15 protein-coding genes and 1 other RNA gene are annotated in these 15,963 nt (G+C 34.0%); 6 read left to right on the top strand and 10 right to left on the bottom strand.

Going from position 1 to position 15,963, the window contains the following annotated elements:
* Nucleotides 1-9 precede the first annotated feature (9 nt).
* From YW9_RS0111285 to YW9_RS0111265, 5 genes are all read right to left on the bottom strand, one after another.
* On the bottom strand, nt 10-879 hold the full coding sequence (locus tag YW9_RS0111285) for a DUF3078 domain-containing protein (RefSeq protein WP_018280280.1): 870 nt from the start codon (nt 877-879) through the stop codon (nt 10-12).
* 27 nt (nt 880-906) lie between these two features.
* Nucleotides 907-1,416 (bottom strand): DUF2480 family protein, encoded by a 510-nt coding sequence (locus YW9_RS0111280; protein WP_018280279.1) that lies wholly within the window; start codon nt 1,414-1,416, stop codon nt 907-909.
* Nucleotides 1,417-1,428: 12 nt separating this feature from the next.
* Nucleotides 1,429-1,752, bottom strand: coding sequence for a DUF59 domain-containing protein (locus tag YW9_RS0111275; RefSeq protein ID WP_018280278.1), 324 nt, complete (start codon nt 1,750-1,752; stop codon nt 1,429-1,431).
* Between the two features lie 6 nt (nt 1,753-1,758).
* Entirely contained in the window at nt 1,759-2,181 is a 423-nt protein-coding gene (locus tag YW9_RS0111270) for a SufE family protein (protein WP_018280277.1), read from the bottom strand.
* A 140-nt stretch (nt 2,182-2,321) separates the two neighbouring features.
* On the bottom strand, nt 2,322-3,113 hold the full coding sequence (locus tag YW9_RS0111265; RefSeq protein ID WP_026194003.1) for a DUF4476 domain-containing protein: 792 nt from the start codon (nt 3,111-3,113) through the stop codon (nt 2,322-2,324).
* 198 nt (nt 3,114-3,311) lie between these two features.
* Here YW9_RS0111265 and YW9_RS0111260 point away from each other — a divergent pair, with 198 nt between their 5' ends.
* Genes YW9_RS0111260 through YW9_RS0111245 form a run of 4 tightly spaced genes read left to right on the top strand, consistent with a single transcriptional unit; the run spans nt 3,312 to nt 9,610 of the window.
* Nucleotides 3,312-4,151 (top strand): hypothetical protein, encoded by an 840-nt coding sequence (locus YW9_RS0111260; RefSeq protein WP_018280275.1) that lies wholly within the window; start codon nt 3,312-3,314, stop codon nt 4,149-4,151.
* A gap of 15 nt (nt 4,152-4,166) precedes the next feature.
* Nucleotides 4,167-5,042, top strand: coding sequence for a PP2C family serine/threonine-protein phosphatase (locus YW9_RS0111255; RefSeq protein WP_018280274.1), 876 nt, complete (start codon nt 4,167-4,169; stop codon nt 5,040-5,042).
* A 15-nt stretch (nt 5,043-5,057) separates the two neighbouring features.
* A complete protein-coding gene (locus YW9_RS13190; RefSeq protein WP_167933638.1) occupies nt 5,058-6,821 on the top strand; it encodes a protein kinase domain-containing protein in 1,764 nt (587 codons plus the stop codon).
* A 59-nt stretch (nt 6,822-6,880) separates the two neighbouring features.
* Nucleotides 6,881-9,610: a calcium-translocating P-type ATPase, PMCA-type gene (locus YW9_RS0111245; protein ID WP_018280272.1), complete on the top strand. Its 2,730-nt coding sequence runs from the start codon at nt 6,881-6,883 to the stop codon at nt 9,608-9,610.
* 32 nt (nt 9,611-9,642) lie between these two features.
* On the opposite strand, the gene YW9_RS12880 is transcribed toward YW9_RS0111245, so the two are convergent.
* Complete coding sequence (locus YW9_RS12880; RefSeq protein ID WP_018280271.1) at nt 9,643-10,347, bottom strand: hypothetical protein; 705 nt, start codon at nt 10,345-10,347, stop codon at nt 9,643-9,645.
* Between the two features lie 252 nt (nt 10,348-10,599).
* Here YW9_RS12880 and YW9_RS0111235 point away from each other — a divergent pair, with 252 nt between their 5' ends.
* Both YW9_RS0111235 and YW9_RS0111230 read left to right on the top strand, forming a co-directional pair.
* The gene (locus tag YW9_RS0111235; RefSeq protein ID WP_018280270.1) at nt 10,600-11,139 is read left to right on the top strand and encodes a DUF2975 domain-containing protein; all 540 of its coding nucleotides are present in this window, start codon (nt 10,600-10,602) and stop codon (nt 11,137-11,139) included.
* A 4-nt stretch (nt 11,140-11,143) separates the two neighbouring features.
* Nucleotides 11,144-11,353, top strand: coding sequence for a helix-turn-helix domain-containing protein (locus YW9_RS0111230; RefSeq protein ID WP_018280269.1), 210 nt, complete (start codon nt 11,144-11,146; stop codon nt 11,351-11,353).
* 108 nt (nt 11,354-11,461) lie between these two features.
* On the opposite strand, the gene YW9_RS0111225 is transcribed toward YW9_RS0111230, so the two are convergent.
* The 4 genes from YW9_RS0111225 to trpA form a co-directional block, all read right to left on the bottom strand.
* Complete coding sequence (locus YW9_RS0111225) at nt 11,462-13,405, bottom strand: family 20 glycosylhydrolase (RefSeq protein ID WP_018280268.1); 1,944 nt, start codon at nt 13,403-13,405, stop codon at nt 11,462-11,464.
* A 212-nt stretch (nt 13,406-13,617) separates the two neighbouring features.
* Nucleotides 13,618-14,020: a transfer-messenger RNA gene (gene ssrA, locus YW9_RS13375) on the bottom strand.
* A gap of 91 nt (nt 14,021-14,111) precedes the next feature.
* A complete protein-coding gene (gene asnA, locus YW9_RS0111215; protein WP_018280266.1) occupies nt 14,112-15,146 on the bottom strand; it encodes an aspartate--ammonia ligase in 1,035 nt (344 codons plus the stop codon).
* Between the two features lie 76 nt (nt 15,147-15,222).
* On the bottom strand, nt 15,223-15,960 hold the full coding sequence (trpA, locus tag YW9_RS0111210; protein WP_018280265.1) for a tryptophan synthase subunit alpha: 738 nt from the start codon (nt 15,958-15,960) through the stop codon (nt 15,223-15,225).
* Nucleotides 15,961-15,963: the final 3 nt, after the last annotated feature.

Below are 15,963 nucleotides of genomic sequence, written 5' to 3'. Positions count from 1 at the left end.
GAATTCGTATTATAGTTTATAAGTTAATCCTAAACCTAATACTTCACGGATTTGGAATCCTTTAGCAGCATTATCATCATAGATAGCTTGGAACGTGAAGTTTGCTGATAAATATTTGTTGATTGCCATAGCCACATTTGCTGTGTAATCAATATCAACATTTTGTGGTTTTTCTAAATAGTTGCTATACAATGTCAAAATATTCTCCATTGAAACATTTTCCATCAAATTGAATTTTGCATAACCAGCCAATGAAAGACCCATTTCATAACGGAAAGTTTTGTTGTCTTTCACTCCGTAGTAATCTTTTTTATAGATTGCATTTCCTGGAGTCGTGAAATCTTTGTTAACAAAAACAAATTTTGATGTAAGTGGAGCGATATTTACTTTCAAGTTATCGCTTTTTTTCCATAACATACCTGGACCTACTTGAATGAAAGCAGGAGAGAAGAACTTGCTAATAAGCTTTCTGTCTGTTTTTCCGTAGTTGTATCCTTTATCAAATTGTGTTTTGAAATTGAATAAAAGTGAATAAAACCAAGTTTCAGAAGCTTGTTTTCCTAAAACTGAATTGAATTCCAAACGGTCTGTAGTTTTTCTAGTGTACTCATCACCTTTTAATTTTGTAATTCCGTAATCAACGAAAAGGTTGTTGTCCCAAGTCCAGCTATCTTTTTTGTAATTGAAAGCATAACTAACGGCTAAGTTTGCTGCAACGTTATTAGTTCCTCCGCCTTGCCACTCATTGTTGAAAGCAGCTTGGCTGAACATTAACGATACATTCCCACCACGTGTCCAATTTGATGTGGGTTCTGTCATTTCTTGAGCAAAGCCGCTCAATGAAGATAAAAATAAAACTGATAATAAAATTTTTTTCATCTGTTAAAATATTTAAATTAATTTAGTTTATTTACTTTTTTTGAAAATAGGCACTGTTGAACAAGCCTCTCCATACATTATACTTTTTGCAACAGGTTGAATTTTTTGCAAAGCTGCAACATAAGCACTTTCAGGAATTGATTTTTTTGAACATCCTTTGATTATTACAGGTTTTCCTTCGAAAATCGAAAAATCTATCTGAGAAACAATTTCTTGAAAAATAGAATTTTCTAAATCTTTCAGGCTTCCTTGTACTATTTTTTTGGCGTAAGGCTGCAATTTTGAAGTTACGAGTATGAAAGCCCACGCAGGAATAATCGCGTCGGCAGAGTTGTCAATTGCTACAAAACAATTGTCATAATCAGTCCAAGGGTGATTTTCTAACTGCTCTCTGAAGTCTTTTTCTCTCAGGATAAGTCCTTCAAAAAGAAAATCTTTCAAGTCGAATAACACACGTTTTTCTGTTGGATAAAAGTCTTCCAAATCAAAAACTTCCAACGGACTTTTGGAAACTCTATTTATAATCTCGTCAGTCAAAGAAAATAATATTTATAAAAATCCTAACTCTAACTTAGCCACTTCACTCATCATATCCTGATGCCAAGGTGGATCGAATGTGATTTCTACTTCCACATCATTGATTTGGTCAATGCTTTTGACTTTTTCCTGAACTTCCACTGGTAAGATTTCTGCTACAGGGCAGTTAGGTGTAGTAAGCGTCATCAAGATTTTTACATCAAAATTTTCATTTACGAACACGTCATAAATAAGTCCTAATTCATAGATGTCAACAGGAATTTCTGGGTCATAAATTGTTTTCAATGTTTCAACAATTTTTTCTCCTAAGGCTTCTGTATCAATGGTATTTGACATATTTTTTTAAGATTCTTTTAGTTGATAAACAAGAGCATATTGCTTCATTTGCTCAATCATACTTACCAAACCATTGGCACGTGTGGGCGAAAGATGCTCTTTTAATCCTATTTGGTCAATAAAAGCAGTGTTTGCCTTTACAATGTCTTCTGGTTTTTGGTTTGAAAAAACACGGATAAGCAACGCTATAATTCCTTTTGTGATAATAGCATCACTATCAGCTGTGTACACTACTTTTCCGTCCTGCAAGTTAGCAAATAACCAAACTTTGCTTTGGCAACCTTTGATTGTGTAATCATCGGTTTTATAAGTATCATCAATCAAAGGTAAGGATTTTCCAAGTTCAATCAGATACTCATATCGTTGCATCCAATCATCAAAGAAGGAAAATTCTTCTACAATTTCATTCTGAATTTGTTGAATTGACATATTAAAAATTTGTGGGCAAATGTAATAAAATTTTTTAAGTACGCAAAAAATTAACAAAAAACGTGAAATTCAAAAAATAAAAACCTAACCTTATCGTTTTTTGCTTATCAGTAATAAGGTTAGGAAGCTTATTTTTTGTTCTATCTTTGGTTGTTATTTTGTTGTGTCAAAAAATCAGTAAATTCGTTAGCTGTACTTCTGAAAGAAAAGTTTTCGTGTAATTTGTAGTAATTTTCAGGGTCAACCACATTGTGAAATGCTTCTTTAGCTAAAGTCAGTTTATTGCTATCAAAACTTAAACATTCCATCATATCAGCAATTTGTTTTGAAGTAAAAGACGTAGTATTTTTCTGCATTCTGAAGAATTTTAGCTTATCATCATCAAATGATTGGTCTTCAAACATTTTTAAGAAAGAATGGAAATTATTGTTACTCATCATATTTCTCATTCCGTAAGCATTATTCCAGACATCATTCCATCTTCTGCCATAATATACTTCTTGTACATTAGTAAGGTCTATTTCCTCCAGAAGGAACAATCCTCTTTGAGAGAAAAAGTCCAATACCAAACGCGTGTTATTACGTGGAGTTATTGTAACACGATATATTAGCCTACGTCCGTACCAAATGTTAAGTTCCTGATTTTTGGCATACACATCAAAAAAACGAAACATTCCTGTACTGCTGGAAATCTCTTGTTCTCCCAAACTGATGGTAAAACGTCCCATCTCAGGTATGCGAATGAAAACTTCGGCGTAACCAGCATCATAATTCATTTCCCACCGATAGGCGTGATTTTTATTTAGTTCGTGTTCGATGGCTACATCTCTTCGGTTTTCATTTTTCAACCAACGTCCTGCACTACCTATTTCCTGAGCATTCCCGAAAATAGTGGTAAACAACAATAATAGAAGTAAACTTAATTTTTGCATAAAAATGTTCTTTTTGGTTTATTTAAGAAGTATCTAAATCTATGCCAAATCCTGTGATTTTATTATTTTTTACAAAAATCTTTTTCTTTATCGTTTAACATTTTTGACAAAGATATATACTTGAAAGTGAATTAAAAAATAAAATAAGATGATATTTCAAAAAATATTTCTACCTTTGTGGTATTTTAAAAGAAGATTATGAATAATTATACTACAATGTGGAGTTCAGCCACACCAGGTTTCATTATTTTTTTGATAGACCAATCTGCCTCAATGCAAGAGGAGTTTACCGCAGATAAAAACAAAGCTGAATTTACGGCTTCTGTAATCAATGAAACAATTAATGATTTGATTTTGCAATGTAGCAGTGGTAATATGGTAAAGGATCGTTTGTTTGTTTCTTTGATAGGCTACGGAGGCAAGGGAGGAACTTCAGTAGATGATATTCGTTCTGGTTACATAGGCTCTTTCGCTGAAAGTCCTTTGCGTTTTGAGGCTGTTAAAAAGAATATTCCTGATGGTGATGGTGGCTTTATAGAGATAGAGGAAGAGGTTCCAATTTTTATCGAACCTACTTGTCCTGAAAATGGGCTTACTCCTATGGCAGAGGCATTTGAATTTGCAAAACAACTTGTTACTGCTTGGATAGAAAAGAAACCAAAAAATCCTGCTCCTGTAATTATCAATATTTCAGATGGTTTTCCTTTTACCGGTAAAGACGATGATGATGAGGATATTCGCAATACAACCAACAAGGCTTACGAGATAATGAGTATGCATATGGAAGATGGTAATCCTTTGGTTTTCAATATTCATTTAGGAATAGGAAAAGAATGTCGATTTGAGGAAAGTTCATTGGAATTACCTGATGAAAATGCAAAATTTCTGTTCAGTATTTCAAGTAAAGTACCAAGAGCTTATAAAGAAGTAGGAAGAAGATATGATTTCGACATACGTCCTAATTCTCGAGGTTTTATTTCCAATGCAAGTGCTGATAGTTTTATCAAATTTATTAGCTTCGGTTCAAGCTCCAAATAATTCATACATTTCATAATGAAATTTACCATAAAAGGATTTGTAACTAATAAGCAATCAGAGCTTTATTCAGATTGTGCAGATAGTTATGCTTTTGATACGAAAAAGCATCGTTTTGCAATTTCTGATGGGGTATCAATTTCTTTTTTTTCCGAAATATGGTCGCAAATTTTGGTTGATAACTATGTGAAAGATAGTTGTGAAGTAAATTCGGAATTTATAAGTGAATGCCAGAAAGAATGGCAAGAAAAAATTGAAGAAATTGTTCACTTGCCAAATGTGAAATGGTTTGTAAAGACGAAGTATAGTAAAAAAGATTTCGCAGCAGCAACCTTTATTGGTTTGGAGTTTTTACAAGACGAAAAGAAGTGGATTGCACAATTCATAGGTGATAGTTTTTTATTCTTTGTTCCGAAGAATTGTTCTGATTTTCAATACGTATTAAAATATCCCAGCAAAAGAGATTTCGTTTTTGATAACTACCCCGATTATTTGGCAAGTACCGAAAACAATCAGCGAGGAGAATTATATACTTCAGTTGAAGAAAAAATCAAGGAAGGAACTTTCTTTCTTATGACAGATGCTCTTTCGGAATGGTTCATCTCAGAAATGAAAAAAGATATCAAAAGTGCTGTAGATTTATTAGTAAATATTGAAAATCAGGAAGATTTCTTGAAAATTATTCAAGAACAAAGAGATGAAAATTTCCTAAAAAATGATGACTCTACTGTTTTAATCATTGAAGTTACAAACGATGAGCAGGAGGAGTTTAGCTATTCTGTAGCTCATTTTACCAATCTGAAAAACAGAGATTTCAAAGAACAAAAAATTGATGAGCAGATTCCGAATAAGCAAAAAGAAAATCAAGAATTAAGTGTATTTGATAAGTTTTAGGCGATGGCTTTCAATATGCAAAATATAATCACTTCAGTTAAAAATCTGGAGAAATTTCTTAAAGTTCCTGAATTGCAGGGGGCTGTTGCTATTAAAAAAGCAAACGGGCAACCTTTCTGCTATACGGGAGGCTTTAATATGGTTTTTAAATTGGAACATCAAGGTAGAAAATGGGCTTTTCGGGTGTGGCATACTCCTTACGGAGAAAAAGAGCGTTTTCAGGCAATTTCTAATTATCTGAATAGTAAAAAATTACCTTATTTTGGAGAGTTTTTCTATGACCCCAAAGGATTGCTGGTAAATGGTGTTTTACACGATACAATTCGGATGGAATGGGTTGATGGTCAGCTTCTTAAAGATTATATTAAAGAAAATCTTTATGATAAAGAGAAATTACTTGATTTTGCTGAAAAATTTCTGCAAATGGTGAAAACGCTTCACAGAAATAAAATTTCTCACGGCGATTTGCAGCACGGTAACATACTGATTGATAGCAATAATAATATTAGTTTGATTGATTATGACTCTGTTTGTGTGCCAGAGATGGAAGGGCAAGAAGAGGTTGTTTCAGGGCTTAAAGGATACCAACACCCATCACGTTTTGAGAGTAAAAAATCGTCTTTGGTAACTGATTATTTTTCCGAACTAATTATATATCTGTCAGTTTTAGCAATTATCGAAAATCCTGATTTGTGGGAAAAATACCGATTGGAAGAAAGTGAATATTTGCTTTTTTCAGAAAATGATTTCTTAAATCTGAAATCTTCTGAGATTTACAAAGATTTACAGAATTTATCGCCAATGATTAAGGATTTATTGTTCGTTCTTGATGTTTATGTCAGAAATACGAACTATTTAACAATTCGCCCCATTGACGAATATTCTTTCTTAGAGCTAAATCAGAAAGTTAAAAATGAGATTTTGTCATTCGAGTTGAATACTCCTCGACCAGTGATGATTCAGTTTCTAACTTCCAAAATTGTTGTGCTTGAGGGAGATGAAATTGAGCTAAATTGGAAAGTAAAAAATGCTTCAAAAGTATATCTTTTAGAAAATGAACAAGAGATTAATGCATTTAAAAATAATGATTTAGAATCAATTTCGGAAAAAATAGTTCCTTCGCGTGGAGGCGTTCGCAAAAAAATGAGTAAAACCACTTTGTTCTCTCTCTATTGTATTCCAATTCAATATTTTGAGGGTCAGAAAGAAAATTCCCATAAGGCTATTGAAGTAGATGTATATCCACGACCTGAAATAATTGATTTTGAGCCAAATAAATTTGATATAACATACGGAGAAACAGTTGATTTGGCTTGGGATATTAAAAACGCTATGAAAGTGTACATATGGTCTGGAGGTGTGTGCAATACTGTCAAAAACAGAGATGAAATCAAAATTAATTTGGCAAGAAATACCAAATATAAACTTGAAGCCATCGCTTTTGATAATGAAACAAAACTTGAAAAAGAAATTGAAATAGCGGTACATCATAAAGTTCAAATAATTGATTTTGAATTGATTTATGGTGATGTATCAAAAGGAGAAACACGAATGAAGCTTCGTTGGAATGTGATGAATGCTTCTGAAGTTATTTTAAAATCGGATAAAGAACTAGACCAAAATGTGTCTACTGTGAAGGAAATAGTGATAAATCCAACCAAAAAAACAAAATATTGGATTGAAGCTAAAAATAAATGCTTTACCATAGAAAGTCACAAGATAAGTGTTGATAAACAGACTTCTATTGTTCAAAAAATGACAAATTTCTTTATTAAATAATTTATAGAGTTTTTTAGTTCTCTATCTTTCAAAAACTATTTGCGAAAATTAAATTAACAATGACAGAAAAAAAACATTACAAAGGTCTTTCAGATGCACAAGTGCTTGAAAGTCGTCAAAAATTTGGTAGTAACTCGCTTACTTCAGTGCAAGGAGAGCCTCTTTGGAAGCAATTTTTAGAAAAACTTTCCGACCCAATCATAATTATTTTGCTTGTAGCTTTAGTTGCTTCTTTTGGAGTTTCGTGTTATGAATTTTTTGCGGGGGGTGAAGGTTTTCACGTATTTTTAGAGCCTATAGGAATTCTGTTTGCTATTTTTTTAGCAACGGGTGTGGCTTTTTATTTTGAACTAAAAGCCAATAAGCAATTTGAAATTCTCAATAAAGTGAATGACGATATTTTATACAAAGTTATTCGTAATGATAATATTACGCAAGTTCTTAAGAATGATATTGTTGTAGGAGATGTTGTTGTTTTAGAAACAGGTGAAGAAGTCCCCGCTGATGGTGAACTTCTGGAAGCTATTTCTCTGCAAATCAATGAATCAACTCTCACAGGAGAACCCGTTGTACATAAAACGACAAATCCTGAGGAATTTGAATCGGAGGCTACGTATCCTTCCAATTATGTTTGTAGAGGCACTTCGGTTGTAGATGGACATTGCATTTTTGAGGTAAAACAAGTAGGAGATAATACAGAGTACGGAAAAGTTTTTGAGGGAGTTCAAATAGATAATTCAATAAAAACGCCTTTGAATGAACAACTTGACAGACTTGCAGGTATCATTACCAAGTTGAGTTATGGTATAGCACTTATGGTAATCGTTGGTCGATTATTGGTTTATTTCTCAAACTCATCAAACTTGCCAATTGATTGGATTAGTTTTGGAGGATATTTCCTTAATACTGTGATGATTGCTATTACTATCATTGTGGTAGCTGTACCAGAAGGGTTGCCTATGAGTGTTACTTTAAGTTTGGCATATAGTATGCGTAGTATGATGGCTACCAATAATTTAGTTCGTAAAATGCATGCTTGCGAAACTATGGGAGCTACTACCGTTATTTGTACTGATAAAACGGGAACGCTTACTCAAAATCAAATGAAAATCTATGAAGTTTTCTTTCCCAATTTCAAAGAAATGGGAGACGATAAGCTTTCTCAACTTATAGCCGAGTCAATGGCGATAAATTCTACTGCTTATATTGATTTTTCAGAGAAAGAAAAACCACAAGTTTTGGGAAATCCTACCGAAGGAGCATTACTACTTTGGTTAAATAAACAAGGAAAAAATTATCTTCCTATTCGAGAAGAAGCAGAGATTATCAATCAGTTAACCTTTTCTACGGAACGTAAGTATATGGCAACTTTTGTGAAGTCACCCGAGGCTGGAAAAGGAATATTGTACGTAAAAGGAGCTCCTGAAATTGTGATGAACTTCTGTCATTCAGCCAGTGGATTAAATTCTTCCGTTTCACAAAAGGATTTTGAAGAGCGATTGTTGCAGTATCAGTCACAAGCAATGCGAACCATCGGTTTTGCTTACAAAGTTTTTGATGAAAAAACAACTGTTTTTGAAAACGGAAAATTAGCTGTGAACGATTTGCAATTCATCGGTATTTGTGCTATAAGTGACCCTGTAAGAGATGATGTGCCACAAGCAATAGAAGAGTGCTTAAATGCTGGAATTCAGGTGAAAATAGTAACGGGTGATACCTCAGGAACGGCTAAAGAAATTGCTCGACAAATAGGGCTTTGGGACGAAACTTGTTCCGATAAAAATATGCTAACAGGGGCAGAGTTTGCTGAGATGAATGATGAGGAATTAATAAAGAGATTAGGTGATTTACGAGTACTTTCAAGGGCTCGTCCGCTGGATAAAGCTCGTTTAGTTAATTTACTACAACAGAAAAATGAGGTAGTAGCTGTAACAGGTGATGGAACCAATGACGCTCCTGCTCTCAAAGCAGCACAGGTAGGGCTTTCAATGGGTGATGGAACTTCAGTGGCTAAGGAAGCCAGTGATATTACCATTTTGGATAATTCATTTACAAGTATCGGAAAAGCAGTTATGTGGGGGCGTTCTCTGTATTTGAATATCCAACGATTTATTTTATTTCAATTGACAATCAATGTTGTAGCTTGTATTATAGTGCTTCTTGGAGCTTTTTTGGGAACAGAATCGCCACTTACGGTTACACAAATGCTCTGGGTAAACTTGATTATGGATACTTTTGCAGCGTTGGCATTGGCATCACTGCCACCAAGTAAAGAAGTGATGAATGACCTCCCAAGAAAGAGAAATACAAACATTGTAACTCCAGTAATGTCCCGAATTATTTTTGGAGTGGGAGGATTTTTTGTAGTATTGCTTTTTGGATTTGTGCAATATTTTAAACATACGGATATCCAATCGCTTACACAATTTTCTATTTCGGATTATTTCCGATATTTCCTTGATTTTTCAAAAGTACCTAATGGTCTTACTGCTTATGAATTATCATTGTTTTTCTCCATTTTTGTAATGCTTCAATTTTGGAATATGTTCAACGCTAAGGCCTACCGAACAGGAAAAAGCACCTTGAACCAAATGGGAAAAAGTCAAGGATTTATGTTAATTGCTTTTATAATTATTTTGGGGCAGATTTTTATCACTACTTTTGGAGGAGAAATGTTTAGCGTAACACCTTTGAAAACAGTTGATTGGCTTATAATTATAGGAGGAACGAGCTTTGTACTTTGGTTAGGTGAAATAGGTCGTTTTCTAAATAAAAGAAAGAAGTCATAAGTGAATAAATTGATGTTATTATAAATAAATACTTAAAAGAAGTCTTGAATTTTCAAGACTTTCTTTTTTATAAATTCAATGGATTTTTTATAAATCGTATATTCTTTATATAATTTATGATTGGACAGACGTTCTGTTTCACTACGCATTTTTAGGTTTTTCTCCATAATCAGGTGGCTGTCTATTTCTTGAAAACCAAGTGTCAGGGCAGAGGTAAACAATTTGGTCGCTAATACGGCATCTAAGCCTTTGTTTTGCATTTCGGGGGCGATAGCACCCAGAAGCAACATCAATTTTTTTGATTTTCGGGAAGCTTGTAATATATGAGACCAACCTAATGGAAGTAAACGTCCTTTAGCTTTACGGATACCTTCGCTCAAATCGGGCATTGCAATTACAAAGGCGATGACTTTTCCGCTAAGGTCACAAATAATTTTTATAAGTTTGGGATTAAGCAGTGGTAAGAAGCGATTGGCAAACTCCTCGGTTTCTTTTTTTGTTACAGGTGAAAATCCGTAAATATCTTTATACGAATTGTTTATCAATTCAAAAACTCCTGCGATAAAGGGACGTACCTGTCTGGTCCGGGTAAATTCGTGAACGGTGATATTTTGTTGGGCTTCTACACGTTGAGTGAATTTTTGGTAACGTTCCAGAACATTTTCTGTTAGCGGAACTTGATATTGACATAGTCTTACAAAAGATTCAAAACCAGCTTTTTCAATAAAAATCTTCATATACTCAAAACTACAATTGGTAATGAGCATCGTAGGCTCTGAAAATCCCTATTCTCATTTATTCCTGATAAAATATGTTGTTAATCAAATCTACACCGCACTGAACTGCAGCTATTTCAAGATTAGGCAAAGATAAATATTTCCTTTCAAAGAAAAATTTGAAAATCACATATTCAATGAAAAATAAAAACTATTTATTGTTTTTCAATAAATATTTATTATATTTGCATCATAATTTTAAAATCAGATACAATGAAAAAGATTACATCTTCCGATTTTCAACTCATTAAATTAACTGTTTGGTTGATATTAGTGATATTTTCTTTTGATGCAATACGAATGTTGTTCGAATTCATATCTCCTTTCATTTTTTCGAGAGAGAACAGCACATCAAGCTGGGGTAGAAAATTGATGTTCTTCCAAAATCACCCAATTTATTACGGAATTATTGTTTTTTTTGAGTTAATTATTGCCTTATCAAAAATTTATATGAGTTTGATAGCGGCTAAATCTGTCTCAAAATTAAATGTGAACAACTCGTTTTTTAAAGAGAAATTGGCTGACAATTTTTTAAAAATCAGCAAAATAGCTATTTCTTTGAGTTGCTTCATATTTATTTTTCAAGCCATAAGTGATTTTATTTTTATTAACACCTCGTCATACCAAGAATTTAACCGTAGAATGGCATCGGATATGGGAATAATACTTCTTTTAGGGTCAACGATGTATGTACTTGCTTACATTTTTAAAAAAGGAACAGATTTACAAGAAGAAAACGATTTAACTATTTGATATTATGCCAATTATTGTAAATTTAGATGTAATGATGGCAAAGCGAAAAATATCGTTAAATGAGCTTTCGGAAAAAGTGGGTTTAACGCTTTCCAACCTTTCCATTTTGAAAACAGGAAAAGCCAAAGCCATCCGATTTAGCACCCTCGAAGCTATTTGTAAAGCACTTGACTGCCAACCTGCTGATATTTTGGAATATAAAGAAGAACTTTAAAAAACAAAGGGAATGTGATTAACTACATTCCCTTTGTTTTTCAATTTTCATTGTCAGGCTGTGACTTCGCTCAGTCTGACAAAATACTTGATACCATATGCTTTCTTATCAATCTTTCAAATATTCTACTTTTAAATCGGTGATTTTTCCGTTGAAGTGTTCTAATTTTTTGAGTGGGAAAACTAAGGTTTGTACCCATTTTCTGGGTTTGTCCAAATGAGCATCATCTTTATGCGGAACAATTTCTAAGGTTTCGATAAGTTCATCGTTTACGTACAATGAAGTCGATTTATTAGTTCCCTTAACAATGATTTTCAGCTTTTTGTTTGTCGGCAGAAAATAATTGAATTGATAGTCGTATCCATCACGGCTAAAACCTACTTTTCCACTTTTAGGATCTGATAAATAGAAAGTTGCGTAATCAGAAGTAAATAAAGCAGTTCCTTTTGGATTACTCTTGGCATTGATGTAGAAAGTTACTCGGTAATCATAGCCGATATCGGTCAGTTTTTGCCCCAATTCTTTACCTTTTTCAGGATTTTTGATTTCAAAAACCACACCTTTTTCGTTTTTTTCAGGACGTCCTAATACGTTTACCGAAGGAGCTTCACTAAGCAAGAGGCGTTTCTTGTTGAAGTCAGCAAAAGGGAGCGTTGTGTTTTTTCCGTTCCACATCTTTACAGAAAGCGTTTGTATTGCTGGAAATACTCGATGATAAACATCTTGCTGACTGATTCCGTTTCCGCAATGGTCGTTCCAAACGGCAAACATTCCACCTTTAATTTGAGGATGATTTTCTTCAAAAACTTCTTTTCCGATGGTAGCTGGCGTCCAACTTTCATATAACTTTTTAATATTCAAGTAATCGTAATAATATCCTGCTTGTGGGACAATGTACACCAATCCATCAGGAATGCTAACCACATCATATCCCAAAGCAATCATATCGCGAGGTTCGGCATATCCGTTGTACCAGCAAAACATCAGTACATCTTCCACTTTTACAGGAGTTTTGCCCTTGGCGTGAGTCAAAGCTCCCCAAAGTGCTGCTTTTTTTCCGAAACTTTCGATATATTTGATGTAATAGTCTGTAAAATAGCGAAATTTCTCTACCACTTCGGGGTCTTCATTGTTGTATTCGTCTGTGCCGATATGTACTAGCGGATTTACAAAAACGGGATTTTCGCCTTCCAGATATTCTTTAAATAACTGATTAAGAAATTCATAAGTTTTCGGATTGAATAAGTCGACGTGGTCTTTACCGTATTTATCACTTCCGATTTCGGGCAGATAATGAGCAAAAGCCAATGTGTGTGCAGGAGCATCAATTTCTGGAATGATGGTAACTCCCTGTTTTAGAGCATCTATTTGAAGTTCACGGAATTCATCTTTGGTGTAATGCCCATCTTTTGCAGCAAGACCAGGGAAAGAGGTGCTTTCCAACCGAAACGCGGAATAGGTTTTGTCCCAATCCTCATTGAAAAATTTCTTGAACCCATTGTCATTCAAGTGAATTTGAAAGGTATTCATCTTGTAGTAAGCCATCAATTTCACTACCGATTTGAGGTAATCAATGGTAAAGAACTTTCTGCCAACATCGAGCATAAAACCACGAAGGGGATATTGCGGATAGTCTATGATGGTTCCGCAGGGCAAGTCAAAAGATTGTTCGGAAAGTTGCAACAAAGTACGTGTGGCCCAATACAGCCCTTTGGTGGAATTTGCACTAACTTTTACCTGTTTCCCAATTTCAATTTGGTAGGCTTCTTCCCCTTTATCCTTCAAAATATCTGAATGTATTTCAAAATGAATGTCTGATTTTGAGTTGTTTATTTTCAGATTTTTTCCAAACATCGTTTTGAAATCATCAGTAAAGGCTTGTGCCACCTCTGCCGATTTCATATCTGCTGAAATAGATGTTTTTTCGGAAATTGTGAAGCTCCCCTTACCCTGTTGCCACTGGCTAAGTTCAGGAATTACAAAAGGTTTGGTGTTTTGTGCCGTGCTGATGCCAAAAAATAGACAAAAAGCGATAATTATAGAATGCTTCATAACAAGAAAAATGTTGGTTTCCTGGCAAAAATAGCAGAAAAGTAACAAAATAACAAGTTTTAAAGCTGTGAAAGTTAAGGAGAATACTTATTGATTAAGTAAATTTTCTTTGTTTTTAAGCAATTGAAGATAAATTTGTACATAATAAAAGAAAAACAGGAACTAATAGTAGTTCCTGTTTCATTTTTTAATAGTTTTATACACAGTTTGTAATGTGGAGTCGGAGAGAATCGAACTCTCGTCCAAATAAGCAATTCAAAGGCTTTCTACATACTTAGTTTTTGTTTGATTTTCGTCGGGTTGCTGACCAAAAACCGCCCACAACACGCTTAGTTCCCTAAAATCCAAATCTTCAGCGGAAACCATCATCCGATTCAATGTTGACTTTTATGGTGCCTCTGTACGAATCGCCGTCAACAAGGGCTTTTCAGAGACATCTCGCTTCCCTACCTTGTAGAGACTTAGCCAGAAATCTTACTAAACTTCAGATTAGGCAGCAAGAGCGTAGTTATTCTCGCCATTTAAAAAGTTTGAAATAGAGATTAACGAGCATTAATTTCATAGCTCGGTATGCTTACATTTCAATTCGACTTACTGTCAAAACCGATCGACCCCATTCAGGTTCTTTGTATGAACTTGAGGCAAAGATACAAATTTATTATGAATTAAAAAACAGAACCATCGAACTTGAGATTGAAAAACTTACTTATATCAGCGGGATATTGTGTTTGTTACATTCTTTACGCATATCATCTGGCCATATACTTGCTTGAATTTCACCAATATGAGCTTTATGTAGCAAAAACATACACAATCTGGATTGCCCGATGCCTCCACCAATGGAAAGAGGTAAGGTATTGTTTATTAATCTCTTGTGAAAATATAAATTCAGTCGGTCTTCTTTACCTTCTAATTGCAATTGTCGTAATAGAGTTTCTTTGTCTACACGTATTCCCATTGAGGAAATTTCAAAAGGAAGTTCCAGTATAGGATTCCAAAGTATAATATCGCCATTTAAACCCGCATAATTTCCTGTTGATGTAGTCCAATCGTCATAGTCGGGTGCACGTCCGTCGTGTTTTTCTCCATTGGAAAGTTTTCCTCCAATCCCTATAATGAAAACAGCTCCAAATTCCTTAGCAATAGCTGCTTCTCGTTCTTTAGGTGTTAGTTGTGGGTAACGTTGTAATAGTTCTTCCGAATGGATAAAATGAATTTCTGGAGGTAATATGGGTTTAATTTTGGAAAAACTCTCACAAACCAAATATTCTGTCCGCAATAGTGTGGCGTAAATACGTTGAACAATATTCTTGAGAAATGTAACATTACGTTGCTGTTCTGAAATTACCATTTCCCAATCCCACTGGTCAACATAAAGAGAGTGTAAATTTCCGAGTTCTTCATCAGCGCGAATGGCATTCATATCGGTATAAATTCCATAACCTTTTTCAATTCCATAGTCAGCAAGCATTACGCGTTTCCATTTGGCGAGTGAATGTACCACTTCAGCACGTTGTTCGTTCATATCTTTGATAGGAAAATTGACGGCACGTTCGGTTCCGCTTAAATCGTCGTTTAATCCTGTACCTTGCAGAACAAATAGCGGAGCTGTTACTCGTCGTAAACGAAGCTCAGATGATAAATTTACTTGGAAAAAGTCTTTAATTTTCTGAATACCTAATTCAGTTTGTTGCAAGTCCAAAAGAGGTTTGTAATTGTTAGGTTTTATTAAGTAACTCACGATTAATTTTTTAGTTGATAATTTATTAAATTCTTTAAAAGATGATAAAATCTTTAGTAACTATATTTTTCTAAAATTATTCTCTTATTGATTTTATAAAACTTTCGGCTTTTTCTTCCCAATTTGTTGGATTTTCCAATAGAATTTTCACAAAAGAAGTGCCAATTATTGCTCCTTGTGTATGTTTAGTAGCATTTGAGAAATCAACTTTGTTTTTAATGCCAAATCCTACAAAAATAGGATTTTTAAGTTTCAACTCAGCTAACTTTTTCAAATACGGACTATTTTCTAAATTATTATCTACTTTACCTGTTGTTGAAGAACTACTAACGGCATACAAAAATCCTGAAGAAATTGAGTCCAGATATTTTATTCTTTCAATTGATGTTTCAGGAGTTACTAAAAATGTGAAATTCAGTCCGTATTTTTCTACAATTTTTTTGTACTTTCTTTCAAATTCGATTGGAGGTAAATCTGGTAAGATGAGCCCGTAAACGCCTACTTCTTTGCATTTTATGCAGAAATCTTCAAAACCATATTGAATTACAGAATTCAAATATCCCATTAATATTTTAGGAATTTTTACTGACTCCTTTATATCTTCCAAGACTTTAAATAATGTGTTGATATTCATTCCGTTTTGCAGAGCGAGTGCGTGTGCATTTTGGATTACATTTCCATCGGCAACTGGGTCGGAATAAGGTATTCCAATTTCCATCATATCTGCTCCCGCTTCTTGTATCAATTTTGCTACTTTAGCTGTGTCTTCCAACTTCGGAATTCCTGCTGTGAAATATATATTTAACTTTTTCATTTT

The sequence above is a fragment of the Capnocytophaga cynodegmi DSM 19736 genome, assembly GCF_000379185.1.
GTDB lineage: Bacteria > Bacteroidota > Bacteroidia > Flavobacteriales > Flavobacteriaceae > Capnocytophaga > Capnocytophaga cynodegmi.
Note: the sequence above shows the minus strand (reverse complement) of the source record. Positions and strands in the feature narration are given on the sequence as shown.